The 24,100-nt window shown below is 74.4% G+C and carries 24 protein-coding genes; 9 read left to right on the top strand and 15 right to left on the bottom strand.

The window, feature by feature from the left end:
* The first annotated feature begins 185 nt into the window (after positions 1 to 185).
* Positions 186 to 854 (top strand): GAP family protein, encoded by a 669-nt coding sequence (locus tag ACFVGO_RS03865; RefSeq protein ID WP_380630783.1) that lies wholly within the window; start codon positions 186 to 188, stop codon positions 852 to 854.
* 113 nt (positions 855 to 967) lie between these two features.
* On the opposite strand, the gene ACFVGO_RS03870 is transcribed toward ACFVGO_RS03865, so the two are convergent.
* The 3 genes from ACFVGO_RS03870 to ACFVGO_RS03880 all read right to left on the bottom strand — a co-directional run bounded on the left by ACFVGO_RS03870 (position 968) and on the right by ACFVGO_RS03880 (position 3,175).
* Complete coding sequence (locus ACFVGO_RS03870) at positions 968 to 1,777, bottom strand: hypothetical protein (protein ID WP_359903970.1); 810 nt, start codon at positions 1,775 to 1,777, stop codon at positions 968 to 970.
* Positions 1,774 to 2,346, bottom strand: coding sequence for a sigma-70 family RNA polymerase sigma factor (locus ACFVGO_RS03875; protein WP_359903967.1), 573 nt, complete (start codon positions 2,344 to 2,346; stop codon positions 1,774 to 1,776). The genes ACFVGO_RS03870 and ACFVGO_RS03875 overlap by 4 nt, the downstream gene beginning before the upstream one ends.
* 355 nt (positions 2,347 to 2,701) lie before the next feature.
* Positions 2,702 to 3,175 carry a MarR family winged helix-turn-helix transcriptional regulator gene (locus ACFVGO_RS03880; RefSeq protein ID WP_380630784.1) on the bottom strand — a complete coding sequence of 158 codons (474 nt, stop codon included), beginning with the start codon at positions 3,173 to 3,175 and terminating at the stop codon, positions 2,702 to 2,704.
* Between the two features lie 169 nt (positions 3,176 to 3,344).
* On the opposite strand from ACFVGO_RS03880, the gene ACFVGO_RS03885 reads away from it, so the two are divergent.
* Entirely contained in the window at positions 3,345 to 3,755 is a 411-nt protein-coding gene (locus ACFVGO_RS03885) for an organic hydroperoxide resistance protein (RefSeq protein ID WP_355266881.1), read from the top strand.
* Positions 3,756 to 3,932: 177 nt separating this feature from the next.
* Here the strand turns inward: ACFVGO_RS03885 and ACFVGO_RS03890 are convergent, their stop codons facing one another.
* A complete protein-coding gene (locus ACFVGO_RS03890) occupies positions 3,933 to 4,271 on the bottom strand; it encodes an SHOCT domain-containing protein (RefSeq protein WP_380351588.1) in 339 nt (112 codons plus the stop codon).
* Positions 4,272 to 4,423: 152 nt separating this feature from the next.
* Here ACFVGO_RS03890 and ACFVGO_RS03895 point away from each other — a divergent pair, with 152 nt between their 5' ends.
* Positions 4,424 to 4,990, top strand: a complete 567-nt coding sequence (locus ACFVGO_RS03895) for a hypothetical protein (protein ID WP_380630785.1) — start codon at positions 4,424 to 4,426, stop codon at positions 4,988 to 4,990.
* 84 nt (positions 4,991 to 5,074) lie between these two features.
* Here ACFVGO_RS03895 and ACFVGO_RS03900 read toward each other — a convergent pair whose 3' ends face one another.
* The 4 genes from ACFVGO_RS03900 to ACFVGO_RS03915 all read right to left on the bottom strand — a co-directional run bounded on the left by ACFVGO_RS03900 (position 5,075) and on the right by ACFVGO_RS03915 (position 9,345).
* Positions 5,075 to 5,725 carry a beta-glucanase gene (locus ACFVGO_RS03900; RefSeq protein WP_359903956.1) on the bottom strand — a complete coding sequence of 217 codons (651 nt, stop codon included), beginning with the start codon at positions 5,723 to 5,725 and terminating at the stop codon, positions 5,075 to 5,077.
* A gap of 140 nt (positions 5,726 to 5,865) precedes the next feature.
* On the bottom strand, positions 5,866 to 6,492 hold the full coding sequence (locus tag ACFVGO_RS03905) for a CBS domain-containing protein (RefSeq protein ID WP_359904120.1): 627 nt from the start codon (positions 6,490 to 6,492) through the stop codon (positions 5,866 to 5,868).
* Positions 6,493 to 6,787: 295 nt separating this feature from the next.
* Positions 6,788 to 7,870, bottom strand: coding sequence for a substrate-binding domain-containing protein (locus ACFVGO_RS03910; protein ID WP_380630786.1), 1,083 nt, complete (start codon positions 7,868 to 7,870; stop codon positions 6,788 to 6,790).
* 266 nt (positions 7,871 to 8,136) lie between these two features.
* On the bottom strand, positions 8,137 to 9,345 hold the full coding sequence (locus tag ACFVGO_RS03915) for an FAD-dependent monooxygenase (protein ID WP_380630787.1): 1,209 nt from the start codon (positions 9,343 to 9,345) through the stop codon (positions 8,137 to 8,139).
* Positions 9,346 to 9,466: 121 nt separating this feature from the next.
* Between ACFVGO_RS03915 and ACFVGO_RS03920 the strand changes: the two genes are divergently transcribed.
* On the top strand, positions 9,467 to 10,180 hold the full coding sequence (locus tag ACFVGO_RS03920; RefSeq protein ID WP_359903948.1) for a TetR/AcrR family transcriptional regulator: 714 nt from the start codon (positions 9,467 to 9,469) through the stop codon (positions 10,178 to 10,180).
* Positions 10,181 to 10,301: 121 nt separating this feature from the next.
* A complete protein-coding gene (locus tag ACFVGO_RS03925) occupies positions 10,302 to 11,102 on the top strand; it encodes a HEAT repeat domain-containing protein (RefSeq protein WP_359903945.1) in 801 nt (266 codons plus the stop codon).
* 63 nt (positions 11,103 to 11,165) lie between these two features.
* On the opposite strand, the gene ACFVGO_RS03930 is transcribed toward ACFVGO_RS03925, so the two are convergent.
* Positions 11,166 to 11,531, bottom strand: a complete 366-nt coding sequence (locus tag ACFVGO_RS03930; RefSeq protein WP_380630788.1) for a hypothetical protein — start codon at positions 11,529 to 11,531, stop codon at positions 11,166 to 11,168.
* 271 nt (positions 11,532 to 11,802) lie between these two features.
* On the opposite strand from ACFVGO_RS03930, the gene ACFVGO_RS03935 reads away from it, so the two are divergent.
* Positions 11,803 to 12,072, top strand: a complete 270-nt coding sequence (locus ACFVGO_RS03935) for a GlsB/YeaQ/YmgE family stress response membrane protein (protein ID WP_359903939.1) — start codon at positions 11,803 to 11,805, stop codon at positions 12,070 to 12,072.
* A gap of 77 nt (positions 12,073 to 12,149) precedes the next feature.
* Here ACFVGO_RS03935 and ACFVGO_RS03940 read toward each other — a convergent pair whose 3' ends face one another.
* The gene (locus ACFVGO_RS03940; protein ID WP_359904117.1) at positions 12,150 to 14,051 is read right to left on the bottom strand and encodes an amino acid transporter; all 1,902 of its coding nucleotides are present in this window, start codon (positions 14,049 to 14,051) and stop codon (positions 12,150 to 12,152) included.
* A gap of 460 nt (positions 14,052 to 14,511) precedes the next feature.
* Between ACFVGO_RS03940 and ACFVGO_RS03945 the strand changes: the two genes are divergently transcribed.
* The gene (locus tag ACFVGO_RS03945; RefSeq protein ID WP_380351597.1) at positions 14,512 to 16,104 is read left to right on the top strand and encodes a N,N-dimethylformamidase beta subunit family domain-containing protein; all 1,593 of its coding nucleotides are present in this window, start codon (positions 14,512 to 14,514) and stop codon (positions 16,102 to 16,104) included.
* Between the two features lie 10 nt (positions 16,105 to 16,114).
* Here the strand turns inward: ACFVGO_RS03945 and ACFVGO_RS03950 are convergent, their stop codons facing one another.
* Positions 16,115 to 16,921 carry a hypothetical protein gene (locus tag ACFVGO_RS03950; RefSeq protein WP_380630789.1) on the bottom strand — a complete coding sequence of 269 codons (807 nt, stop codon included), beginning with the start codon at positions 16,919 to 16,921 and terminating at the stop codon, positions 16,115 to 16,117.
* Between the two features lie 158 nt (positions 16,922 to 17,079).
* Between ACFVGO_RS03950 and ACFVGO_RS03955 the strand changes: the two genes are divergently transcribed.
* Both ACFVGO_RS03955 and ACFVGO_RS03960 read left to right on the top strand, forming a co-directional pair.
* The gene (locus ACFVGO_RS03955) at positions 17,080 to 17,814 is read left to right on the top strand and encodes a polyprenol monophosphomannose synthase (protein WP_359903933.1); all 735 of its coding nucleotides are present in this window, start codon (positions 17,080 to 17,082) and stop codon (positions 17,812 to 17,814) included.
* A 99-nt stretch (positions 17,815 to 17,913) separates the two neighbouring features.
* Positions 17,914 to 19,164, top strand: a complete 1,251-nt coding sequence (locus ACFVGO_RS03960; RefSeq protein ID WP_359903930.1) for an aromatic acid exporter family protein — start codon at positions 17,914 to 17,916, stop codon at positions 19,162 to 19,164.
* 77 nt (positions 19,165 to 19,241) lie between these two features.
* Here the strand turns inward: ACFVGO_RS03960 and ACFVGO_RS03965 are convergent, their stop codons facing one another.
* The 4 genes from ACFVGO_RS03965 to ACFVGO_RS03980 form a co-directional block, all read right to left on the bottom strand.
* The gene (locus ACFVGO_RS03965) at positions 19,242 to 19,691 is read right to left on the bottom strand and encodes an SRPBCC domain-containing protein (RefSeq protein ID WP_380351600.1); all 450 of its coding nucleotides are present in this window, start codon (positions 19,689 to 19,691) and stop codon (positions 19,242 to 19,244) included.
* A 4-nt stretch (positions 19,692 to 19,695) separates the two neighbouring features.
* Positions 19,696 to 20,169, bottom strand: a complete 474-nt coding sequence (locus ACFVGO_RS03970; protein ID WP_359903924.1) for a VOC family protein — start codon at positions 20,167 to 20,169, stop codon at positions 19,696 to 19,698.
* A gap of 90 nt (positions 20,170 to 20,259) precedes the next feature.
* Positions 20,260 to 22,269: a phosphocholine-specific phospholipase C gene (locus tag ACFVGO_RS03975; protein WP_380630790.1), complete on the bottom strand. Its 2,010-nt coding sequence runs from the start codon at positions 22,267 to 22,269 to the stop codon at positions 20,260 to 20,262.
* Positions 22,270 to 22,314: 45 nt separating this feature from the next.
* Complete coding sequence (locus tag ACFVGO_RS03980; RefSeq protein ID WP_380351604.1) at positions 22,315 to 23,748, bottom strand: endonuclease/exonuclease/phosphatase family protein; 1,434 nt, start codon at positions 23,746 to 23,748, stop codon at positions 22,315 to 22,317.
* Positions 23,749 to 24,100 lie beyond the last annotated feature (352 nt).

Below are 24,100 nucleotides of genomic sequence, written 5' to 3' on the forward strand. Positions count from 1 at the left end.
ACCCCCGCACCCGCCCGCACCCACACGTCGGCACCCTTCGGCGCCCCTCGGCGCCGATCCCCGCACCCGCCCGCACCCGCGCTCCGCTCCGCCCTCACCCGAACGGCGGCACCGGCCGTGCGCCGCCCGCCCGTCGGTAGCTGAATGGCGGACGGCGCCCGGCGGCGGGAAGGGCAGGTGCGGGGATGGGCGAGGCGATCGGCCCGATGCTGGCCTCCGCGGTGGCGGTCGCGCTCTCCCCGCTGCCGCTGATCGCCCTGCTCCTGATCCTCGCCTCACCGCGCGGCCGGGCCAACGGGATCGCCTTCACGGCCGGCTGGCTGCTCGGCCTGACCGCGGTGGTGGCCGCCGTCGTGGCGGCGGGAACCGCGTGGAACCCCACCGGCACCACGCCGACCTGGCCGTCCTGGCTGAAGCTCGCCCTCGGTGTCGTGCTCCTCCTGCTGGCCGCCCGGCAGTGGCGCGAGCGGCCGCGCCCCGGCCGGGTCACCGCCCCGCCGGTCTGGCTGCTCTCGATCGACCGGCTGTCCGCCGCCCGGTCCGCCGGTCTCGCCGTGGTCCTGGTCGTGACCCGTCCGAACACCCTCGTCCCGGCCGTCGGCGGGGCCGCCTCCATCGCCGCCGCCCCGACCGGTGGCCGGGAGGCGGCGGTGGCGGCCGCCGTGCTGGTGCTGCTCGGTTCGCTGGGCACCCTGGCGCCCTTCGCGGTCCACCTCCGGGCCGACGGCCGCACACGGCGCTCCCTCGGCGAGTTGCGGGCCTGGACGGCCACCCACAACGCGGCGATCATGGTCGTCGTCCCGCTGCTGCTCGGCGCGGAGTACCTGGGCGCCGCCGTTTCCGGGCTCACCTGACCCCTGCCCTCCCTCAGCCCCAGCCCCAGCCCCCAAGCCCCCCGGCCCGCATGCTCCCCCGCCCCAAGCCCGGCACGCGCCCCCACACCGGCCGCCCCGACAGCCGCACCCGGTCACCGGATCCGCACCACTCCCCGCCCCCGTACCGCCCGGACCGCCAACCGCCCGGGGTCGGCCCCCGGCCGCGCCGCGACCGCTTCCCGCACCGTCAGCAGGATCTCGCCGTCGTAGCGCTCCGCCAGCACCCGCGCCAGCTCCGCCGCCCCGCCCGGCCGGACGTCCGGCGCCAGCTCCGGCAGCCGGCCCGGGGCGCTGAGGTCCTGGGCCTGGGCCGCCCAGTGGGCCGCGTCGCACCGCTCGCCCTCGGCCGTGTAGTGCACCGCCAGGCAGTGCACGGCCAGCTGGTCCCCGTACTGGGCGGCTATCCGCCACCAGAAGACGCCGTCCGCCGTGCGCCCCATGCCGTACAGCAGGCAGCCCAGGGTGCGGAAGGCGGTCTTCTCGGCGAGTTCGAGGTCCAGGGCCAGCTCGCCCGGCTCCACCGCGCCCGCCACCCCCGCGCACAGGTGCCGCAGGTCGCGCCGCAGCTCCGCCCGCCCTCCGGCCCACCGGGTCTGCCCGGGGAGCGCCCCGGGACCGGGTCCCGCCCCCGGACCGGAGCCGGCGCCCGCCCCGGCGCCCGTGCCCAGCCCGGCGCCCGTCCCCGTCCCCGCCGCCGGTCCCGGGCTCGGCCCCGAGGCCGGCGCGTGCGGCGGCCGGGCACCGGCGGGCGGCCTGGCGGGGCGTTCGCGCACGGCCGGGGCGGGCCGCCGAGCGGCGGCGAGCCGCTCGGCCAGCCGACGCGTGAAGTCCACCGGATCGTGGTCGTCGAACTCGCGGGCCAGCTCACCGGCGTGCACGCGCAGCAGGTCCACGACCTTCATGTCCGCGCCCCGTCGTCGTCCGGGTGCTCCAACAGGTACTCCAGGTGGCGCCGTCCGAGGCTGTAGTAGGTGCGGGCGGTGGTGTGCGCGATGCCGAGGGACCGTCCGATGTCGTGGTAGGACAGTCCCGCCTGGCGCAGCCGCACCACGTCGGCCTGGACCGGGGCGGCCCGCGCGAGCTCCTCCATCGCCCAGTCCAGGGCGTCCAGTTCGGCGAGTTCGTTCAGCTCGTCCTGGCTGGTGTCGGGACGGCGCTGGGCGATCACCCGCAGTCGCTTGCGTTCGGTGCGGCGGCGCTCGCGCAGCACGTCCACGACCGCGTCCTTGACGATCTTGAAGGCGAAGGCCTGCGGATCGGGGCTGGCCAGGGCCCGGCGCCAGTTCTTGTAGAGCGTGGTGCCCGCGTTCTGGACGGCGTCCTGGGCGTCCTCACGGTGCCGCAGGCGCTGCTGGGCGTAACGGAGGTACCCGGAGTTCTCGCGAGTGAAGAAGGCCTCGAAGTCGTTCGGCAGGTCGCCGAGCGGGTCGGCTCGCAGGCCCCGCTCCTCGCCCGGCCCGGGAGTGCTCACGCGGCCCCCCTTTCATCGGTCGGCTGGCCGGCCCACCGGGTGGCACGCCGACGGCCCCTTGGGGGCTCGTGGTGTAACCGTCCGGGAGCTCCGGGTTGTTGACCGGATCGGGCGGACAATTGCCGAACGTTTCCGTTCACTTCCGAACAGCGTGGCTGACCTGGCGCTTCGCCCTCACGAGCCCGGCCCGAGGGGCAACAATGTGACCCAGATCACAGGGTGCGGGAGGGTGGCTTGACAAGCCCCACGACCGCACCCCCGACCCCCACGCCCCACCGGCCCGGCCCACCGGCCCACCCATCCACCGGACCCCCGGCGGGCCGCCCCCGCGCACGGACACGGGCCGCTTCGCCCCCTACGGAGCCGGCTCCACCTCCGCCGCGTCCAGCGCGGCGGTCACCCGGTCCAGCAGTCCGCGCAGCGCGGCCAGGTCCTCGACCGGCAGCCCGGTCGCCGCGAGCAGCCGGCGCGGGACCTGCCCGGCCCGCTCACGCAGCGCCGACCCCTCGGGGGTCGGCCGGACGGTGACCGACCGCTCGTCCTCCGCACTCCGCTCGCGGCACACCAGTCCGGCCGCCTCCAGTCGCTTGAGCAGCGGGGAGAGCGTCCCGGAGTCCAGCCGCAGCCGCTCGCCGATCCGCTTGACGGGAAGCTCGCCCTCCTCCCACAGCACCAGCATCACCAGGTACTGCGGGTAGGTCAGCCCGAGGTCCCGCAGCAGCACCCGGTACACGCCCCCGAAGGCGCGGGAGGCCGCGTTGAGCGAGAAGCAGATCTGCCGGTCGAGGCGGAGCAGCTCCTCGTCGGCCATGCCGGAATGGGTGGTCATGGACCCATGGTACCGATCACCATCACGCCATTGAGTTGTGCGCAATTGAATTGCGTGCTCTACTGGTCTCAGCGCAGCGACGACCCAGCGGCCGCCGCGAAGCACGCCGGACCGGCAACCGCCCGGACCACCGGCCGCAGGAACACCCAGGACCTGAAGGGACGCCACCATGGACGCGCTCTACACCGCAGCCGCCACCGCCAACGGCCGGGAGGGCCGTGCCGTCAGCTCCGACGGACAGCTGGACCTCGCCCTCGCCATGCCGCCCGCGCTCGGTGGCAGCGGCCAGGGCACCAACCCCGAGCAGCTCTTCGCCGCCGGCTACGCCGCCTGCTTCGCCAGCGCCCTCGGCCTGGTCGGCCGGCAGGCCCGGGTGGACACCAGCGAGGTCTCGGTGACCGCCGAGGTGTCCATCGGCAAGGACGGGGCCGGCTTCGGCCTCGCCGTCGTGCTGCGCGTCGAGCTGCCCGAGTCCCTCGCGGGCGAGACCGGCGAGCTGCTGGTCAAGCAGGCGCACGAGGTCTGCCCGTACTCCCGCGCCACCCGGGGCAACATCCCGGTCGAGCTGGTCGTCGAGTAGGCACCCGGCCATCGGCCGGTCACCGACACCCCCCGACCCCCCGACCGGCCGACCACGGCCCCGCCCCCCGGCGACGGAGCGGGCCCGCCGCACCCGAAGTGCGGCAGGCCCGCTCCGTGTCGCCCCGGGGTCGATCGCCGCCGGGCTCGATCGCCGCCGGACCGATCGGCACCGGGATCAATCGCCACCCGGCCCGTTCGCCGAACGCAGCGTCTCCAGTCGGTGCCGGTACTCCTCCGCGTCGATCTCACCCCGGGCGAACCGCTCCGCGAGCACCTGCTCCGGTGGCGTCCCCCAGCCCCCTTGGCCCCCCTGCCCCGCCTGGCCCCAGCCCTGCGGGCCGCCCGCGCCCGGAGCCGCCCGACCGGGCGGGATCGGCTGCCGCGAGCGCGAGAAGTAGCGGAACAGGGCCACGGCCAGGAGCACGGCGATCACCAGGAGCAGCAGCGTCCCGAACGCCATCAGCCCCATGCCCCAGCCACCCACGACGTGGTCGTGTCCGTGCCAGTACCTCATCAGGACCTCCTCCTCCGGCCCCCGTCGGGGCCCGCCGAGGTGAGCAGCGCCTACCACCATCGTGCGCCCGCCACCGGTGAAAGCGGCATGAGGGAAGCCTGAGAAAACGGTCCGGTGCCCGGCGCGGCGCCCACCGGGGTAGCGTGCCGCTCGTGACCCACCATCCGCCGCCCGTGTCCCACCCCGAGTGGCCCACGGCTCACCAGCCACCCACGGCCTTCCGGCCGCCGGACGACGACCGCTCCCCCGAGCAGCTCGTCGCCGCCGGGGTGCTGCGGCGCCACCCGGACCCGCGCCCCGTCCCGTCGCTCGGCCACTCCCCGATCGGCTACGTCACCACCGCGCTCTGGGCCGAGCTCACCGCCCTCGCCATCGCGCCGGCCGCCGCCGAGAGCACCGCCGCCGCGCTGCTGCGCGCGCTCGCCGACCGCGCCGTGGACGCGGCGCTCGCCCCGGGCAACGAGCGCGCCCCGCGTGACGACCTGTACGTGACCGACCCCGCCCACATCGGCCCGCACCGCCGGGCGGTCTGGTTCCAGCGTTCCGGCCGGCCCGGCCCACCGGGCGCGAACGGCCTGTACGGCCAGAACGGCCGGAACGGTCCGCAGGGCCTGTACGGCCCACGCGATCCGCACACCCTGCTCACCCCGCTCGACCCGCGCGGCGGGTACGCCCCGCGCGGCCCGATCGCCGCCGCCTTCGCACCCCGCGAACCGTAGGCACCCGACGAGTCGCAGGAGCCCCACGGAGCGCCGTCACCTCGGGCACCCGTGAGCCCGCCCGCCCGCTCGGCGCCCGCCCGCTCAGCGTTCGACCCGGAGGCCGCGGCAGACCCAGCTGAGCCGGTCCGGCCCGCCGTAGGGCGGCCGGTCGTGGTACGTCCCGTCCGCCACCGACATGTTGACGATCAGGTACGCGTGCCAACCGGACCCGACGCCGTGCAGGTCCGCGTAGACCAGCTCGTCCTCCACGTACCAGTCCACCGAGTTCGCGCCGAGCACCACCCGCAGATCGAAGGTCGCCCCCGGCCCGATCCCGGAGCCCGCGCCGTGCCAGTACCGGTAGCCGCCCCGAACGTGGTTGGAGATCTCCAGCAGGTCGGGGTTGTCCGGGTGGTACTCGAAGACGTCCACCTCGTTGCCGCCGTCCCGCCAGGTCCAGATCGCCGGCCAGGCGCCGAGCTCGACGGGCAGTGTCACGCTCGCCGACAGCACGTCCCCGGCACGGAGCTGGAAGCCGTCCGGACTGCCCTCGGTGGTCAGCAGGTTGCAGCTCCACAGCCCGCCGCTGTGCCGCCGGACGGCCGCGAACACCCCGTCGGGGCAGTAGTCGCGGTTGAGGTAGTCGAGTTTGTGGTCGCTCCGGTTGGTCGGCCCCATCCGGGGATAGGCGCTGCTGCGCCCGGCGATCCACTGACTGGTCGAAGTGAAGTCCGCGTCGAACACGACTGCCACGGCCGCCTCCCCGAAGCTCCGCCGTCCCGGCAGTCCGCACTGACGGGCACACAGGGTGAGTTACCCGATACCCTCCGCAGTATGCGAAGCGGATCGTTCGGGTCCGGGACGAACGTGCGAATCGGGGGCGGCGCGGCCGGTCAGCCGACCGGCGCCGCCCCTTCGGCCCCGAGCCGGTCGGTCACCGAGACCACCCCGTCCACCGAGCGGCACAGGTTGAGCACGATCGGCACCAGGTGTTGCTCGGGCACGGTGCCGCTGAGCACCACCCGCCCCTGGTTGACCTCCACCCCGACCTGCGCCGGGCTGACCCCGTCGATCCGGCCGAGCACCTCCTCGACGATCTCGCGCCGGATCACCACGTCCTCGCGCAGGAACACCCGCAGCAGGTCGCCGCGGCTGACCATGCCGATGACCCGCCCCTCCTCGTCCAGCACCGGCAGCCGCTTCAGGCCGTGCCGGCTCATGAGCCGCGCCGCCGCGACGATGCTGGTGTCCGGTGTGGTGCAGACCGGTTGCGCCGTCATCAGATCGGCCGCGGTCACCTCGCCGTTCGGGCCGGCCTGCGCCGACTCGGGCGCGGGCAGCAGGCTGGCCGGGTCCTCCTGCGCGGCCAGGGTCCGCAGCAGGTCGGCCTCCGAGACCACGCCGAGCGGGCGCGCCTCCGGGTCCACCACCGGCACGCCGGTGATGTCGTACTCGCTCAGCAGCGTCACGATCTCCCGGAATCCGGTCTCGGGGGAGACCAGGACGACGGGGCTGGTCATCACGGATTCGACGGTGGCATGCCGCACGCCGGTTCACCTCGTCCAACGATCCTGCTCCGACCGGACGCGGATCGTCCCGGCCGGTACCGGCAGCATCGCTCGCGGCGGCGCCGATCGCCAGGGGCCAAGGGGCCGAACGGGTGGGACCTTGGGCCCCCGCCCGCGAACACGTTCCCGACACCCCCGCCCGTGAACACGTTCCCGACACCCCGGCCCGCGAGCACGCTCCCGGCACCGGGTCCGCCGGGGCCGCACCCCCGGCCGCACATCCCCCGGCACCACGCCCCCGACGGGATCACGCGTGCACGGTCGTCCCGCAGGCGAAGGAGCCCATCGGCAGGAAGCCGTGGCTCCGGACGTCCGCCTCGGCGACCGGGGAGGTGCAGAACCAGCCCTCCGGGCCGAACACGTTCCGCAGCGCCCGGCCCTGCGTGCCGACGCCCCTCCAGTCGCCGTCCCGCACCCCGAGGTAGAGGACCCGGCCGTACCAGCTCTGGAGGAGGTACTCGCTGATCTCACCGCCGTCCGTCGGGGCCACTCCGTCCAGGTTCTTCGGCACCAGCACCCCGGGGTCGTCGCCCGGCTTACGGTGCCCGCCGGTCACCTGGCCGAGCCAGCGGCCGACCGAGTACGGGACGATCGCGTTCGGATCGTGCAGGACCGCGTCCTCGCCCTGGTCGTCCGCGACACCGGAGGTCACGCACGGGCCCGCGTAGAAGGCACCCGGATCGCCGCCGTTCACGGCGCCGGACGCGAAGGCGGTCATCTCGTCGGAGGTGTAGGTCGATCGGCGGTAGCTGGAAGTCGAGGAGAAGTAGCCGGGCACCACCGGCCTGATCGTCGCGTCCGGCAGCCGGGAGTCGATCTGCCGCCAGTTGGTGATGTCGCAGGCGTAGATCGACCGCAGCTGGAAGCTCGTCAGGTTGTTCGGCGCGTTGCCACCCGCCGGGGCCGCCCAGGTCACCGCGTCCTTCACGAACGGGATGAAGTCGATCGAGATCGGGTCGGTCTGCTGCGGCGGCCGGCTCAGCCGGACGAAGTCGACCGTGGCGCCGGTGTTGGCCACCAGGGTGTTCAGGGCCTGCTTGGTGTTGGTCGGCCGGAAGACGGTGGTGGCCCCCGCCTTGGAGGTGATCGTGCCGGATCCCCGGGCGTCCCAGCTGTACAGCCGGGGTGAGGTGGTGTCCCCGGCCGCCGCGAGCGAGGCGTTGTAGTCCGCCGCGAGCTTGTTGAGGAGCGCGTCGGCGGCGGGGGCGCCCATGCCGACCAGGTCGGTGCCGACGGGCGCCGGAGGGTCGGCGGCAGCGGGGGCGGCCGTGGCGAGGGCGAACGCGGCGGCCAGTGCGGCGGCGCCGGCCCGGGTGGCGAGGCGAGGCATGCGGGGTCCCTGGAAGGTCGGCGGGGCGGTACCGGGATCCTCCGGGGTCCGGGCCCTCCACGACAGCCCCGCCGAACCGGGCGGGCGGGCAGACCCCCTGCTCGGCGGCGGGAGGGCGGCCGCCGCTCGTCGAACGTTCTTCCAGCGGTGGCCCGCCGGATGTCCGTCGTACGTCCGCCGGCCACCCGGGAGGGCGCGGCCGTCGCACGATCGACTCGCGGGACCGTCCGGGTGGAGGCTCCTGGTGCCGCACCGGGTGTCGCCGGTCAGCCGGCGAGTTCCCTCGGACGGCGCGACTCGCGCTCGTAGTCCGGCAGTTCGACGCTGCTGACCCGCTTTCCCAGCTCCAGCATCCGCTCCAGCGCCCAGCGCCGGTTGAGCAGCGCGTTGCGGAACCGCAGGCCCGCGGCCGTGCGCGGGGCGAGGAACGGCCCGGTCCGGTCCCCGCCCTTCTGGCAGCCCTGCGCGTAGCCGCGCAGCAGCTGCTCGTACCGCCCGAAGGCGGCCCGGTGGTCGCCGCGCGCCCGGGCCAGCTCGCCCGCCAGGACGTACGCGGCCACCACCGCCGTGCCGGTGCCCATACCGCCGATGGTCGCCCCGCAGGCGGCGTCGCCGATCAGGGCGATCCGGCCGGTCGACCAGGCGGGCACGTCGGCGCGGCTGATCGAGTCGAAGTACAGCTCGGGGGCGGCGTCCAGGCTCTCCAGCAGCTGCGGCACCCGCCAGCCGAGGCCCGTGAAGGCGGCCCGGACCAGGGCCTTCTGCCGCGCCGGGTCGTGGCGGTCGTGGCGGTCGTGGCGCAGCTCGGGCGAGGCGAAGAGGCAGAACGCGCCGGCCCGGTCCGGGTCGCGGTGGGCGGCGCCGACGGACATCAGCCGGCCGGGGGCGTTGAGGCCGACCGCGCCCGTCGGCAGCCCGAGGTCGTTGGGCAGCTGCCAGGTGGCCGCGTAGTAGCCGAGGTGGCGGACGTAGCGCCGCTCGGGGCCGAAGGCGAGCCGGCGGACGGTGGAGTGCAGCCCGTCGGCGCCGATCACCAGGTCGAACTCGCGTGGTGCCGCGTGCCGGAAGGTGACCCGGACTCCGCCCGGGGTCTCCTCCAGTGCGGTGACCGAGTCGCCGAAGACGTACTCGGCGCGGGCGCTGCTGTGCCGGTGGAGCAGTTGGGCGAGTTCCCCGCGCGGGACCTCCAGGTCGCCGCCGGCGAATTCGGCGGGCAGGTGCAGCAGTCGGCGCCCGTCGGGGCCCACGAAGGTCATCGGGCTGCCGCCGGTGCCGAGCGTGCGCAGTTCCTCCAGGACTCCCATCCGCTCCAGCACGGTCAGGTGGGTGCGGCCGCGGAAGTCGACGTCCTGGCCGCCGTCGCGCAGTGCGGGGGCCAGCTCGACCACGGTCACCTCGAAGCCGTACCGGCCCAGCCAGTGGGCCAGCGCGGGGCCGGCGATGCTCGCGCCCGAGATCAGGACCTTGGTGCTCATGGAAACCACTCCGTCCGGGAATCAGAAAACTGTGTCTCGCGGACACTGTTCGTTGCTGTGTACGGTAGACACAGTTGGCCTGGAAGGACAACCCCCCAGGCCGCGGCCCAGGACGGAGCGGATGATGGCCGAGGCGGCGAACGACACGGTGCGACTGCTCTGGGGGCCGCCGGCCAGACCCACCCGGGGGCCGAAGCCGGCCCTGAGCCTGGAGCGGATCGCCGCGGCCGGGGTCGAGGTCGCCGACGCGGAGGGACTCGCCTCGGTCTCCATGCAGAAGGTGGCCGGACTGCTCGACTTCACCAAGATGTCGCTCTACCGCTACGTCCCCGGCAAGGCCGAACTGATCGCCCTGATGGTCGAGTCGGCCGTCGACGCGCCCCCGGACGCCTCGGAGGGGGCCGACTGGCGGGATCAACTCACCGCCTGGGCCCACCACTTGGCCGAGTCCTTCGCCCGCCACCCGTGGCTGCTGGACGCCACCGTCGGCGCGCGGGTCATCGGCCCGAAGGAACTCTCCTGGCTGGAAGGGGTGGTGACGGCACTCGACGGCCACGGGCTGACCGGCCCCGAACGGATGGACGCCGCCGTCCTGCTCACCGGGCACGTACGCGGGATCGCCGCGCAGGCCCGCGCCGCCGGGTCGGCCGCCACCCCCGAGGCCGAACTCCTCGCCGCCCTCGGCACCGTGGTCCGGGAGCACGCCGACCGCTTCCCCGCGGTCGCCGCCGCCATGGCCGATCCGGGCGGCCGCGACCAGGCGCTGGAGTTCGGCCTGGAGCGCATCCTGGACGGACTGGCCGCCCTGATCGAGCGCCGCGCGGACACCGCCTGACGCGTGCGGACACCGCCTGACCCGCGGGGCCTCCCCGGACCGCCGGGCCGCCTGCCCGCCCGGCGGTGGCACCCGGAAAATCGCTCGGAGCGCCGACGGTCGCTCGCTAGGATCGCGCCCCATGGCGATGTTCGTGCACCTGACCGCCGCGGCGAACGCGCCGCGCATCCGCCGCGCCGGGATCCGCGCCGACAGCCGGGGCCAGGGCGGCGCGCGCGGGGTGTACTGCTTCCCCGTGCTGCCCTCGTACACGCTGACCCACCAGTGGCTGCGCGAGCTGGCCCGGTTCGGCCCCAAGGGCGCGCTGGTCGCGGTGCACCTCCGGCTGGACGACGAGCAGGAGGTCCTGGCCGGCCACTACCGCGACCGGGCCCGGGGCGTCCAGCAGCCGCTGCGCGCGGCCGAGGCGGTCCGGCGGATCGGCGCACTGGCCGACCCGCGCGGCTGGGAGGTGTTCCTGCCGCGCGCGGTGGGCGCCCGCGAGGTGCACCGGGTCCGCGCCGTGCCGCAGGTCACCGGCTGGCGCTACGTGCCGGGCGCCCACGGCACCCGGCCCTGCACCTGTCAGGGCTGCCGGATCTACGGCGAGTACGGCGGCCGCCGGCTGCGCGAGCGCCACCCGCACCCGCTGGACGGCCCGCCGCCGCCCGTGCCCGTGCTGCTCGCGCGGATCGCGGCGGCCGGCGAACCGGGCGACCCGGCCGAACTGCGCTCCGCGCTGCACTGGTTCGGACTGCGCCGGCGCGGCCCGGTGGACCGGCTCGCCCGGCTGGCCTCCCATCCGGCCCCGGAGGTGCGCGAGGACCTGGTTCGGGCCGTCGGCCGCTGGTCCACCCCGGGCGTCGCCGAACTGCTGGACGGCCTGGCGGAGGATCCGCACCCGCGGGTCCGCGAGGCCGTCGCGGCGGTCCGGGACCTCTGAGGTCCCGGCCGGGTTCGGGCCCCGGCGCCGGATCGCGCGTCGGCGCCGGGTCGTGCGTCGGCGTCAGGAGACGCGCTTGAGCTGCCAGGAGTTCTTCTCCAGGCTCGGCACCGCGGAGTACTGACAGCCGGAGCTGTAGAAGGTGCTCACGATCGTCCAGCCGGCCGGCGGCCAGGTGGAGGCGCAGGCGTTGACGACGGTGCCGACCGGGTAGCCGGTGAGCTGCATGATCTTCTTGGTGTTCGGGGTGAACCCGGAGCCGCAGCCGGCGCTGTTCCACCACTGGACGTCCACGAAGCCGGTCGGCGTCAGCGAGGAGGAGCAGCTGGTGCTGGTGTCGCCGGGCGCGGCCTGGGCCGTCCCCATGGTGAGGGTGAGCGCGGCGGCGGCGCAGCCCATGGTCAGCGCGGCGGAACGAAGTCGAATCACGGGGGTCGGCTCCTCTCGGCGACGCGGCACGTCCGCGTCCCGCCCATTCCTATCCGTGCGGCCGCGACGGCGGACAGCGGATTTCCGGCCCGACCTGCGGCGGGTTCTCTCCCGTCCCGGCCGGGAGCGGCCCGGTGGCACGCCGCCGACCTGCGCGGTCCCCGGTCGACGTGCCCGTTCGCCCGATCCGGGTGATCATGGGACGAACCGCGTCATCGGCGATTCGGCGCACCGGGCCGTCGGCCCGGGTGCGCCCGGAAGGTGGACTGCGATGTTCCAGCTCCTGTGGATTCTGCTCATCGGCTTCGTGCTGGGCGTGATCGCCAAACTCATCCTGCGCGGACCGCAGTCGATCCCCTGGTGGCTGACCATGCTGCTCGGCGCCGCCGGGGCCTGGCTCGGCAACGCCGTCTCCGGCTGGATCGGTGTCCGCCACACCTCGGGGATCGACTGGATCCGCCACATCCTGCAGATCGTCTTCGCCGTGGCCCTGGTGGCCTTCGTCGCCCCCGCGTGGAGCAGATCCCACCAGAACCGCTGAGCGGCCGACGCGCCGTTCCGTCCCGAAGCCGAGAGGGCCCGGTCACGCGCCGTGCGGGCCGCCGTCGGCCGGGCCGTTCAGCCCACGTGGACGGCCGGCCGGCGTGAGCGGTCCGGCTCGGCCTCGCGCAGCACCTCGCGGGTGACCGGGGCGATCTCGCCCTGTCCGAACAGGAAGAACCGCAGGAACTGGGCGAACGGGTTGCCCTCGGTCCATTCGAAGTAGATGTGCGGCTGCTGCCCGGTGAGGTCGCGCACCCGGAGCAGCAGGGCCGCCAGGGCGTTGGGCACGCTGGAGCTCTCCAGGGTGAGCACCCGGTAGCGGTCGTGCAGCACCTCGCCGCGCACGGTCAGTTCGGCCTCGAAGTCGGACGGGTCGAGCACGGTGACCTCGACGAAGACCAGGTCGTCCTCGGCCGGGATGTCGTTGTCCCGCCGGATCTGGTGGATCTTGTCACGGTACTCGGCGAGGTCGCGGCTGTTCGGTTCGTTGGCGATCAGCCGCAGCGGGCGGTGGGTGTAGTCCCGGACGAACCGTTCCGCGACGTCGTCCAGCACCACGTCGGTGACGCGCAGTTCGAAGGCGCGCTTGAGCCGGGAGAGGAACGAGACCAGCATGATGCCCGCGATGAAGCAGGCGCCGATCTTGACCCCGTCCGGCCGCTCGGCGATGTTCACCGCCGTGGTGTAGAGGAACACCGCGGCGATCACCGCGAAGCCGGCCCGCCAGCGGCGCTGCCCGGCCTTGTGGGCGGCGATGGTGACGGCGATGGCGGCGGAGCTGATCAGCACCAGCACGCCGGTCGCGTAGGCGCCGCCCTGGGCGTCCACGTTGGCGTCGAAGATCCAGGTCACCAGGAAGGCGATCAGGGTGAGCACGACGACGGTCGGCCGCACCGCGCGGGCCCAGTGCGGGGCCATGCCGTAGCGGGGCAGGTAGCGCGGCATCAGGTTGAGCAGCCCGGCCATCGCGGAGGCCCCGGCGAACCAGAGGATGGCGATCGTGGAGAGGTCGTAGACGCTGCCGAAGGTGCTGCCCAGGTACTCGTGGGCGAGGAAGGCGAGCGCCCGACCGTTGGCCTGGCCGCCGGGCTCGAACTGGTCCGGCGGGATGAGCAGCGTGGTGATGAAGCTGGTGGTGATCAGGAAGACGCTCATGATCGCGGCGGCGGTGGTCAGCAGCTTGCGGGCGCCGCGGATCCGGCCGGTGGGCTTCTCCTCGGTGTCGTCCGGGTCGCCCTCGATGTGCGGCATCACGGCGACGCCGGTCTCGAAGCCGGACAGGCCGAGCGCCAGCTTCGGGAAGACGATCAGCGCGACGCCGATCATCGCGATCGCGTTGCCGTGCTCCACGGTCAGCGCGTCCGTCCACTCGGTGAACAGCTGCGGCTCGCTGAACACGTGCCACAGCCCGTTGGCCACCACCACGACGTTGAGCGAGAGGTACACCGCGACCAGCACCACGGCCAGGCCGATCGCCTCGCTGAAGCCCTTGAGGAAGACGGCGCCGAGCAGCGCGATCATGATCATGGTCAGCATGATCTGCTTGCCGGTCAGCGCGTCGTGCAGGTGCGGGTTCTCCACCAGGTGCGCGCTGGCGTCGGCGGCGGACAGGGTGATGGTGATCATGAAGTCGGTGGCGGCGAAACCCAGCAGGGTGAGCACGAAGAGCTTGCCCTGCCAGAAGGACAGCAGCCGTTCCAGCATCGCGATCGAACCCTGGCCGTGCGGGCTCTCCTGGGCCACCCTCCGGTAGACCGGCAGCGCGCCCAGCAGGGTGACGGCCACCAGCACGATGGTCGCCAGCGGCGAGACCAGCCCGGCCGCGAGCGCGGCGATGCCGGGCTGGTAGCCGAGCGTGGAGAAGTAGTCCAGGCCGGTCAGGCACATGACCCGCCACCAGCGCCGGCCCTCCTCGTGCGGAACCTCGGCGTGCGGGCCGGGGTGCTGCTTGGCCTTTTCGGCCAGGCCCTCCAGCATCCAGGCCCGGAACCGCCCGCGCCGGGAGTCCTGCCCCGCCCCCGCTTCGGCCGACCCCGACGAAACCACGTGCACCCCTGTCCACGACTCGGCCGGGCGCGGACGGCTCCGGACCCCCTGCGGCCGCCGGACGGCGCGCCTGGTCAGGCTAGGGGACCGGCCCGCCGGGGCAGGGCGACCGCGCCGGTCGACACACCCGGGTGCGCCCGTACGGCCCTGCCCGGTCGCGGGCCGTCCCCGGCCGCCTTCGCCGGCGCCCCGCGGCGCCCCTGTGGCGCCCCCACGGAGCCCGGCGACGGCTGCGGCCCGGCGCGGCGGCCCGCACGGGCCTCGCGAAACACGCGAGGATGTCCGCGCGGCCGACCCACCGGACCGGCGGCCCCCAGCGCGCCGCCACCGACCGGGTCGACGCGCCCACGGCCCCGGACACGGGCACGCACGAGGAAACACGGAGGTCGCGGTGGCGGAGCCGAGCCGGCGCAGGATTCTGGGCCTGGGCCTGATGGCGGCCGCCGTCACCTCCTGCGGCCACCCCCGCCCGGCCCCGGCCCCGGCCGCCGCCGCGCAGCCGTCCGCCGCGGCGGCCACGGCGGCCTCCTCCGCCCCGAGCGCCCCCGGCAGCCCGGCCCCCGACGGGCACACCGGGCCGACGAGCGAGCGCTCCCGCCCCGGCAACCCCGACTGGGAGATCACCGACCCCGGCCCGGACGACGCCATCGCGGGCTTCGCCGACCGGGTCAGCGTCCTGCCCGGCGAGCCCTTCGGCCTGCACGTCTCCACCCCGGCCGCGGCCTTCACCGTCTCCGCCTACCGGATGGGCTGGTACGACGGCGCCCGCGCCCGGCTGGTCTGGCGCCGCGAGCACGTCCCGGGCAGCCGGCAGGCCGCGCCGCACGTGGACCCGGAGACCCGCACCGTGCTGACCGGCTGGCAGCGCACCCTCGCGGTGGACACCGCCGGCTGGCCCGAGGGCGCCTACCTGCTGCGCCTGGACGCCGAGGACGGTTCCGGCCGGCGCTACGTCCCGCTCACCGTCCGCTCGGCGAGCACCGCCGGCAGGACCGTGATCATGAGCGCCCCGGCGACCTGGCAGGCCTACAACGAGTGGGGCGGCTACAGCCTCTACAACGGCCCGACCGGCGGCCTGGCCACCCGCTCGCTGAAGGCCGTCTTCGACCGTCCGTACGACTACGACCACGGCGCCGGGCTGTTCCTGGTCTACGAGGCGCCCCTGGTAGCCCTCGCCGAGCGGCTCGGCCTGCCGCTCGCCTACACCACCGGCATCGACGTGGCCCGCGAGCCCGGCCTGCTGACCGGGGCCGCCGCCGTCCTGTCGCTCGGCCACGACGAGTACTGGTCGCCCGAGCAGCGGGCCAACGTGGTCGCCGCCCGCGACGCCGGGACCAACCTGGCGATCCTGGGCGCCAACTGCTGCTTCCGCCGGGTCCGGTTCGAGCCGACCGACCTCGGGCCGGACCGCACGGTGGTCTGCTACAAGGACGCCTGGGCACAGGACCCGGGCCACCTGTCGGGCGCCCCGGCGACCACCGACTTCCGGGCCGGCCCGGGCGCCGACCCGGAGAGCTCGATGCTCGGCGTCATCTACGACGGCTACCCGGTGGACGCCCCGTACGTGGTCACCTCGCCCGGGCACTGGGCCTTCGAGGGAACGGGCGTCGCGGCCGGGGCCTCGTTCCCGCACCTGGTCGGGGTCGAGTACGACCGGGTGGACACCGGCTTCCCCACCCCGCGCCCGATCGAGGTGATCGCCCACTCCCCCGTGGTCTGCGACGGCCGCCGCTCCCACTCCGACACCGCCTACTGCACCGTGCCGGGCGGCGCCGGGGTGTTCGCCACCGGGACGATGCGCTGGGTCGAGGCGCTGGACGCCCGCGGCCCCGGCGGCGGCAGGGCCGACCACGGCATCGACGCGCACGCCGGGGACCTGGTCCGCCAGGTCACCGAGAACGTCCTGCGCGCCTTCGCCGCCGGCCCGGCCGGCCGGGCCCGCCCGGCCCAGGACAACCTCGCCGCCGTCTACGGCACGGCGTAGCGGGGGCGGCTCAGCCGGTGGCCGGCGGGGTGAACGTCTCCGCGGGGCCGAAGTCCGAGACGCGTTCCTTCGTCACGACCGGCTTGCCGGCGACCACCGCCGACTGCTCGCTGCGGACGGTCCGGCCGAGCCGGTCGATCCACAGCTCGCAGTCGGCCGCGTCCGTGCCCTCGTTCTGCCGCCCGACCCCGTAGCTCGGGTCCGCGCGGCGCAGCTCGGCCGGTGAGAGCCGGGCGCTCAGGTGGAACACCGGCACGCCCGCCTCGGTCTCCATGCCCTTGCGGGCGGCGGGCCCGGCGTCCAGCAGGACCTTGGCGTAGCCGTCGTCGTCGTATGCGCCGACCCCGGCGCTCGCCGGGGGCTTCTGATCAGTCGTCCACCGGGTCTCACCGTTCTCCTTGTTCCGCCGGTAGACGGCCTGGTCGATGATCACCCTCTCCTCCCAGGCCAGGACGGAGGACCCGCGGACCATCTTCGCCTCCGTACGGGATCCCTCGGCCGGAGTGTTGTGGTTCGACCGGCCGGTGACGGTGGTCAGCTCCTTCTCTCCGCCCTCGCCCCTCTCGACGGTCATCTCAAGGGTCGCGGCGTACGGCTCCCGGGCGCGGTGGGCGATCGCGACCGCGGGGTCGAAGGCTCCGGTCGCGTCGGCCGGTGCGCCCGTGGCGTCGGCCGGTGCGGCGGTGGCGCCGGCGGACGCTCCGGCCGTGGGGGCGGCCTTCGGCGGAGCGGCGCCGTCGGCGCCGCAGCCGGTCAGCGTGGCCAGTGCGAGGACCAGGGCGGTGACGGGCAGAGCGGTGCTGCGACGAATCGTCAAGGAGGGCTCCGGGTCGGCGTTCGGAAAGGGCGGCGGCAGCCTCCCACATCGGCCCATCGCGGTCGAACGGGTTTCCGCCCCGGCCGGGGCGGGAGCCGGCCGCCACGCCGGATAGACTCGCACGGTCCCATCCGGAGCAGGCACGAGGGAAACAGAACATGGTCGAGGCCTCCCCCAAGGTCGTTGTGGTCGTCCCCACGTACAACGAGCGGGAGAACCTCCCGGTCCTCGCGGGCATGCTCGCGGAGCTTCCGGTGCCCAACCTGCACCTGCTGGTGGTCGACGACAACTCCCCCGACGGCACCGGCGAGATCGCCGACAAGCTGGCCGCGGACTCCGGCGGCACCGTGGGCGTGCTGCACCGCACCGAGAAGGACGGCCTCGGCCGCGCCTACCTGGCCGGCATGGCCAAGGCCCTGGACGAGGGCGCCGACGTGGTGGTGCAGATGGACGCCGACCTGTCCCACCCGGCCTCGGTGATACCCGTGATGGTCGAGACGCTGCTCGCCGACGACACCGCCGTGGTGCTGGGCTCGCGCTACGTCCCCGGCGGCTCGACCGCCGAGGAGTGGCCCTGGCACCGCAAGGCGCTGTCCGCCTGGGCGAACTTCTACGTCAACGCGATCCTGAGCCTCGGGGTCAGGGACGCCACCGCCGGGTTCAAGGCCTGGCGCGCGAGCGCCCTGCGCGCCATCGACCTGCCGACCGTGCAGAGCAACGGCTACTCGTTCCAGGTCGAGATGAACTACCGGGTCGTCAAGCAGGGCCTGTCGATCCGCGAGGTGCCGATCCGTTTCGAGGAGCGGATCGAGGGCGCCTCGAAGATGAGCATGGGTGTGCAGGTCGAGTCCGCGCTGGCCCCCTGGAAGCTGCGCTTCAACCGCGACAGCTAGCGGGCCCCGGCGGCGCGCCGGCCGGCCCGATGCGGGCGTACGGGTGCCGGAGTGCCCCGGGAGCGGTGTGAACGGCGGATGCGGGGAAAGAAGGGCGACATGGCCCTTCTCCCGGAGTCCCTCGCGGACCTGGTCCGCCGCAGCGCCCGAGAACCCTTCGTGGTCCAGACCGTCCGGGCCACCGTGGCGGCCACCATCGCCTACGCGGTGGCGACGCAGCTGAGCAGCGAGCCCGCCCCGCTGACGGCGCCGCTGACCGCGCTGCTGGTCGTCCAGGTCACCGTCTACTCGACGCTGAAGACCAGCATCCGCCGGGTCAACTCGGTGGTGGTCGGGGTGCTGATCGCGATCGGGTTCAGCGCCGTGGTCGGGCTCTCCTGGTGGAGCCTCGGGCTGATCATCCTGGCCTCGCTGGTCGTCGGCCGGTTCGTCCGGGTCGAGGAGTTCGTCCAGGAGGTCGCGATCAGCGCGATGCTGATCCTGGGCGTGACCAAGCTGGCCTCGCAGGCCTGGGACCGGGTGCTGGAGACGCTCATCGGCGCCGCCGTCGGCCTGCTGTTCAACCTGCTGTTCGCGCCGCCGGTCTGGGTGGACACCGCCGGGGAGTCGATCGAGGACCTCGCCCGGCGGGCCCGCCAGCTGCTCCTGGACATCTCCGAGGAACTGGGCCGCCCCACCCCGGTGGCCCGGGCCGCCGAACGGCTGCACGAGGCCCGGCGGCTGGACCAGGCGATCGCCGACGTGGACGCGGCGCTGCGCCAGGCGGAGGACAGCCTGCGCTTCAACCCGCGGATCAGCGAGGGGCTGCTGTCCCGGCTGGTGCTGCGCACCGGGCTGGACACCCTGGAGATCTGCGTCGTGGTGATCCGGGTGCTGGCCCGCTCGCTGACCGACCTGGCCAAGCGGCGCGCGCCCGGTGAACGGCTCTTCCCGCCGGACGTCGCGTCGGGGCTGGAGGAGCTGCTGGCGCACGTGGGCGACGCGATGGTGAGCTACGCGGTGCTGGTGACCACGCAGGTGAGCCGCAACGCGGAGGAGGCCGAGGACAGGCTGACCGCCGAGCTGGCGGCGGCCTGGGCCTGCCGGGAGAACGTCGCCCAGGTGCTGCTGCGCAAGGTCCAGGAGCACCCGGAGGCCTGGCAGTTGCACGGTTCGATACTGGCCGAGGTGGACCGCATCCTGGACGAGATGGACCTGGAGCACCGCAGCCGGCGGCTGATGGAGGAGCTGGACCGGGCCTCGGTGGCGAACCGGGAGCGGTTCTCCCGCTACGCCGCGCTGCGCCGCCTGCTGCGCGGCGAGCGGGCCCGCGGCGGCCGGTCCGCCACCGCGGAGCGCCCGGCGGCGTAGGGCGCTCCGCCGTGGCGGACACGCCCCGGCCGGGCGCCGTTCGCCACGGGCCGAGGGTCAGGGCCAGGGGGCAGGGGTCAGGGCATCAGCCAGGGCTGCTGCGGCAGCGGGTGGCCGGTCTCCAGGTAGGTCTTGAGGTTGGCGAGCACCGCCGACCAGCCCTGTTCGGCGTCCGCCCGGGCGGCCTCGTCGGCGAGGTCCACGTGGGTGACGGTGAGCCGGGTGAGGTCCTGCCAGCCCTGGAGCTCGAAGGTGACCCGGGAGGGGAAGGCGGCGTGCTGCTCCTGCGGGCCGGCCCAGGTGGTGACCAGCAGGTGCGGGCGGTCGACCGCCTCGACGGTGCCGATGACGTCGGCGGTCCCGGAGCCGTCGGTCCGCTGGTGTTCCCAGGGCGCGCCGAGCAGCCAGGTGGAGACGTTGCGGTGGCCCCAGTAGAGGCCGGACTCGTCGGCGTTGGTGAGCGCGTGCCAGACCCGCTCGGGGGTGGCCCGCAGGTAGGTGATGCCGCGGTGGCCGAAGGCGGTCACGGCCTCACCCCTGCGCCGCGTCGAGCAGCGGCTGGATCTCGATCTTCTGCATCCGCAGCATGGCCGCGAAGACGCGGTCCGCTTTGGCCCGGTCCTCGCCCGCGACCAGGTCGAGCAGCACCCGGGGGGTGATCTGCCAGGAGAGGCCGTAGCGGTCCTTGAGCCAGCCGCACGGACCCGGCTGACCGCCGTCCGCGGTGAGCTCCGCCCAGAGCCGGTCGACCTCCTGCTGGTCCTCGCACTCCACCTGGAGCGAGATCGCCTCGGTGAAGTGGAACGCCGGACCGCCGTTGAGGGCCGTGTACTCGCGGCCGGCGAGCTCGAACTCGACGGTCATCACCGAGCCCGCCGGGCCGGGGCCGGTCTCGCCGTACCGGTTGGTCCTGGTGACCCGGGAGTCCGGGAACAGGGTGGTGTAGAAGGCGACGGCCTCTTCGGCCCGGTCGTCGAACCAGAGGAAGGTGGTGATCTTCTGCATGCGCCCGACGGTAACGGCGGGCTCCGGCACGGCGGCCGAGCCACGGCCGGGGGTCACCGGATCGGCGCCCCCGGCCGGGCCGGCCGGGGCTCAGTGCACCCAGCCCGCGTAGCGCTGGACGAAGCGCTGACCGGTGTGGGCGGTCACGACGACGTCGTAGCGGCCCTGCTTGTCCAGCGGCCAGGCCAGGTCGGCCTGCTTGCCGGGCTTGACGTGGACGGTCTGCGCGGTGCCCGCGAAGTCGTTGGGCGCGGCGGTGAAGGCCACGTCGGTCATCCCGTCGTTGGCCACCTGGAGGGTGAGCCCGCGGTTGCCGCGCAGGTCGGCGGTGACGATCGGCACGCCGATGTCGTTCTGGCCGTCCTGGCCGTCGCGCACCACGGTGCCGGCGAAGCGTCGGACGAAGCCGTCCGGGCCGTGCACGGTGAAGTCGTAGCGGCCGCCGGTGGCGGCGGCGTCCCAGACGTAGCGGGCGGTGGCTCCGGGGGCGACGGTGTACGGGGTGCCGGCGAAGGGGAGCAGGATGTTCGGGTAGACGGTGTACGGGAAGGCCACCGAGCCGTCGTTGCTCATCGTGCAGGTGACCCTGCCGGTCTTCCGGTCCACCTCGACGTCGGCCCACGGCTGGTACGGAAGCGGCCGGTGCGGGCGTTCGCCGCGCTCCTGGACCGGCATCGCCTGGGCGCCGACCGCCGGCAGCGCGACGCCGGGCAGCTTGGTGCCCGCGTCGGCCCTGGCCATCAGGGCCTTGGTGTCGGGCAGCGCCGGGATCGAGTGCTCGGGGGCGGCGAAGTCGAAGCAGCTGGTGAGGTCGCCGCAGACGGCCCGGCGCCAGGCCGAGATGTTGGGCTCGGCCACCCCGGTGACCAGCTCCATGAAGCGCAGCACCGACGTGTGGTCGAAGACCTGGGAGTTGACCCAGCCGCCGCGCGACCAGGGCGAGATCACCCAGAGCGGCACCCGGTTGCCGAGGCCGATGGCCCGTCCCTGGGTGAACTCCTCGGGGGTGCCCGGCTCGGGGGTGGGCGGGACCATGTGGTCGAAGTAGCCGTCGTTCTCGTCGTACATCACCAGGAAGACGGTGTGCTGCCAGACCTCCGGGTTGGACATCAGCGACTGCAGGGCCTGGTCGACCCAGTGCGCGCCGTAGGCCGGACCGGCCTCCGGGTGCTCGGAGAACAGGTAGGGCGCGACCAGCCAGGAGACGGTCGGCAGGGTGCCGTCCTTGCAGTGGCGGTCGAAGTCGGCGGGGTCGAACTTCGTCATCGCGTTGACGTACCGCGGGTCGTCGTGCGGGAACTCGTGGAACTGCTTGAAGTAGGAGAGCGCGTTGTCGTCGTAGTCGCCGGTGCGGTCGTCCTTGCTGGGGTTGTGGTAGACGCGCCAGCTGACGCCGGCCGCTTCCAGGCGCTCGGCGTAGGTGGTCCAGTCGGCGACGGGGTTGTCGGTGACCGGGGTGTTGTCGATCCACGGGCCGGTGGTGCCGTCCCGGCCGGGGCCGGCGGTACCGGTCCACAGGTAGAGGCGGTTGGGGTCGGTGGGGCCGGCCAGCGAGGTGAAGTAGGCGTCGCAGACGGTGAACGCGTCGGCCAGGGCGTACTGGTAGGGGATGTCGTCGCGGGTGAAGTAGCCCATGGTGCGCTCGCCCTTGGCGGCGATCCACTTGTTCATCGCACCGTTGTTGATGGCCTGGTGGCCGGTGGCCCAGTCGTGCGGGAGGCCGCCGGCGTTCTGGGCGTTGTACTTGGCGGTGTCCATCCGGTAGGGCAGCATCGCGCCGCCGTCGCCGCGCCGGCTGTCGGGCTGGCGGAAGACGTCGGTGCCGTCCGGGAATTGGAGCGCCTGCTTGTCGCCGAAGCCGCGGACGCCGGCCAGGGTGCCGAAGTAGTGGTCGAAGGAACGGTTCTCCTGCATCAGGACGACGACGTGCCTGACGTCCTTGATGGTCCCGGTGAGCGGGGCGGCGGGCTTGGCACCGGCGGCGGGGGCGGGGGCCGGGACCGGGGCGGCGGCGGCCTGGGTGGCCGCCAGACCGGTCAGGGCGGTGGCGCCGGCGGCCGCGGTGGCGCCGACGAAGGTGCGGCGGGAGAGCTCGGGCATGACGAACTGGCCTCTCGGAGCTGGGGGGGTGGGGAGCCGGGGAGCTCAGAGCCGGAAGGTGGCGACCGCGGCGGCGGTGTCGGAGGGCCACTCGTTGGCGGCGGAGCCGGGCTCGGGCTGCGGCCAGTCGGCGACCAGGGTGTGCGCCTCGACCAGCTTCAGCGGGCCCGCGTACTGGACGTAGTCGACGCGGTCCTGCGGCTCCGGACGGTCGCCGCGCCGCTTGCGGGTGGGCGACCAGGTGTTGCCGGGGGCCTTGACCGGGTCGGGGCACTCCTCGCGGAAGGTGTCGGTCAGTCCGGCCCCCTGGAGGGCCGCGGTGACCGGCCAGGCGAGCGCGCCGACGCCCTGGTGGGCGGCGGCGGTGGCGGCCGTCCAGTCGCGGTGCGAGGGCGAGGAGAGCGCGCCGGCCAGCACCACCGGGGTGCGCCGGGCGATGTCGGTGCGGACGGCGGCCGCCAGCGCCCGGGCCTGCCGCAGCCGCAGCGAGCCGTTCTCGGCGGCCTCCACCTCGGCGGCGCTCCGCCCGTCCTGGACGGCGTACGGGCCGTAGCCCGCCTCGTCCAGGTGCGCGGCCCAGAAGCGGACGCTGCGGCCGCCGGGCAGTCGCAGGGTGGCCGCGGCGGCGGGCAGTTCGGCGGTCGGGGCGGTGACGTCGGTGAGCGGGTGGCGGCTGAGGATGCCGACGCTGCCCGGGCTCTGGTAGGCGTACCAGCCGAGGGCGTCGGCCAGGGTCCTGGCCCGCTCCCCCGCGGTCTCCTGCAGGGCGAGCACGTCCAGGCCCTGGGCGAGGACCACGCGCAACTGCTTCTCCAGCGCGTCGGTGTGGGCCGAGCCCGCGTCGTGCAGGTTCCAGCTGGCGGCCTTGAGGCGCAGCGGTGCGGCCGGGTCCGCCACCGGGACCAGGACGGTGACGGTGTCGGTGGCACCCGTGCTGTCCTTGACGCCGACGACCACCGGCTCGGGGTTCTTGCCGGCGGCGGGGGCGGTGCCGGTGAGCGTGCCGTCGGCGCTGACGGAGGCCCAGGCCGGGCCGCCGACCTTGCGGTAGGTGGCGGAGCCGGCCGGGTTGCCGGCCGGGCGGGACCAGAGGCCGCCGAGCCGGACCGTCACGGCGGCGCCCGGGGCGACGGGCGTGGCGGTGAACGCGTCCACGGCGGCGTGCGGGCGGACGACGGCGGGCTTGGGGCGGAAGGAGAACGGCTCGGTCCTGGCGAGGATGCCGTAGCCGTCCTTGGCGAGCAGGTAGGCGGTGTACGGGCCGCCGGTCAGCGCGGAGGTGTCGAGCTGGACGTCGCCCGAGGTGCCCGGGGTGTACTTCCACAGCAGCGAGCCGCCGTTGCCGGGCTGGCGGCCGCCGTCGTAGATGCCGACCCAGTTCTTGGCGTCGGGGGCGTCGGTGGTCCACTGGAAGGTGAGCCGGTCGCCTTCGGTGGGGTTGGTGGAGGAACTGAGCGTCAGGGCGCTGCCTGCGGCCACGGTTGTCCTGTCCGCCGCCCGGGACCGGGCCGCCGGGGGACGGTTCGCCGGGGCCGGGTACGGCTGGTCACGGAGGCTGGGAGAAGGGAGCTCGCGCAGTTGGCTGTACAACTGCGGGCGGCCTCATTCACCCGAAGGCCGGCGACCGGCGCATGAACGAAGCATGACGGGGCGTCGGGCGGTGCGGGAACTTCGGTGGGCGCACCTGCGGACATGCGACGGGGGTCGCGGTGGACCGGTCCACCGCGACCCCCGTCGGGGGATGTTCTCGGGGTGTGGGGTGCCGGGCAGGCGAGGGGGGGGGAGAGGTTTTTCAAGGCGGCGTGAAGCAGGGGAAGCGGATCCTTGTCAA

Source organism: Kitasatospora sp. NPDC057738 (assembly GCF_042798815.1).
Lineage (GTDB): Bacteria > Actinomycetota > Actinomycetes > Streptomycetales > Streptomycetaceae > Kitasatospora > Kitasatospora lactacystinica.

What these genes read in the sequence shown, in the direction of transcription:
- ACFVGO_RS03960 (WP_359903930.1), top strand. Translation starts at nt 17,914, where the DNA reads ATGGCCCTTCTCCCGGAGTCCCTCGCGGACCTGGTCCGCCGCAGCGCC.
- ACFVGO_RS03925 (WP_359903945.1), top strand. Translation starts at nt 10,302, where the DNA reads ATGGCGATGTTCGTGCACCTGACCGCCGCGGCGAACGCGCCGCGCATC.
- ACFVGO_RS03870 (WP_359903970.1), bottom strand. Translation starts at nt 1,777, where the DNA reads ATGAAGGTCGTGGACCTGCTGCGCGTGCACGCCGGTGAGCTGGCCCGC.
- ACFVGO_RS03910 (WP_380630786.1), bottom strand. Translation starts at nt 7,870, where the DNA reads ATGCCTCGCCTCGCCACCCGGGCCGGCGCCGCCGCACTGGCCGCCGCG.
- ACFVGO_RS03935 (WP_359903939.1), top strand. Translation starts at nt 11,803, where the DNA reads ATGTTCCAGCTCCTGTGGATTCTGCTCATCGGCTTCGTGCTGGGCGTG.
- ACFVGO_RS03955 (WP_359903933.1), top strand. Translation starts at nt 17,080, where the DNA reads ATGGTCGAGGCCTCCCCCAAGGTCGTTGTGGTCGTCCCCACGTACAAC.
- ACFVGO_RS03865 (WP_380630783.1), top strand. Translation starts at nt 186, where the DNA reads ATGGGCGAGGCGATCGGCCCGATGCTGGCCTCCGCGGTGGCGGTCGCG.
- ACFVGO_RS03890 (WP_380351588.1), bottom strand. Translation starts at nt 4,271, where the DNA reads ATGAGGTACTGGCACGGACACGACCACGTCGTGGGTGGCTGGGGCATG.
- ACFVGO_RS03940 (WP_359904117.1), bottom strand. Translation starts at nt 14,051, where the DNA reads ATGCTGGAGGGCCTGGCCGAAAAGGCCAAGCAGCACCCCGGCCCGCAC.
- ACFVGO_RS03905 (WP_359904120.1), bottom strand. Translation starts at nt 6,492, where the DNA reads ATGACCAGCCCCGTCGTCCTGGTCTCCCCCGAGACCGGATTCCGGGAG.
- ACFVGO_RS03915 (WP_380630787.1), bottom strand. Translation starts at nt 9,345, where the DNA reads ATGAGCACCAAGGTCCTGATCTCGGGCGCGAGCATCGCCGGCCCCGCG.
- ACFVGO_RS03920 (WP_359903948.1), top strand. Translation starts at nt 9,467, where the DNA reads ATGATGGCCGAGGCGGCGAACGACACGGTGCGACTGCTCTGGGGGCCG.
- ACFVGO_RS03970 (WP_359903924.1), bottom strand. Translation starts at nt 20,169, where the DNA reads ATGCAGAAGATCACCACCTTCCTCTGGTTCGACGACCGGGCCGAAGAG.
- ACFVGO_RS03880 (WP_380630784.1), bottom strand. Translation starts at nt 3,175, where the DNA reads ATGACCACCCATTCCGGCATGGCCGACGAGGAGCTGCTCCGCCTCGAC.
- ACFVGO_RS03885 (WP_355266881.1), top strand. Translation starts at nt 3,345, where the DNA reads ATGGACGCGCTCTACACCGCAGCCGCCACCGCCAACGGCCGGGAGGGC.
- ACFVGO_RS03975 (WP_380630790.1), bottom strand. Translation starts at nt 22,269, where the DNA reads ATGCCCGAGCTCTCCCGCCGCACCTTCGTCGGCGCCACCGCGGCCGCC.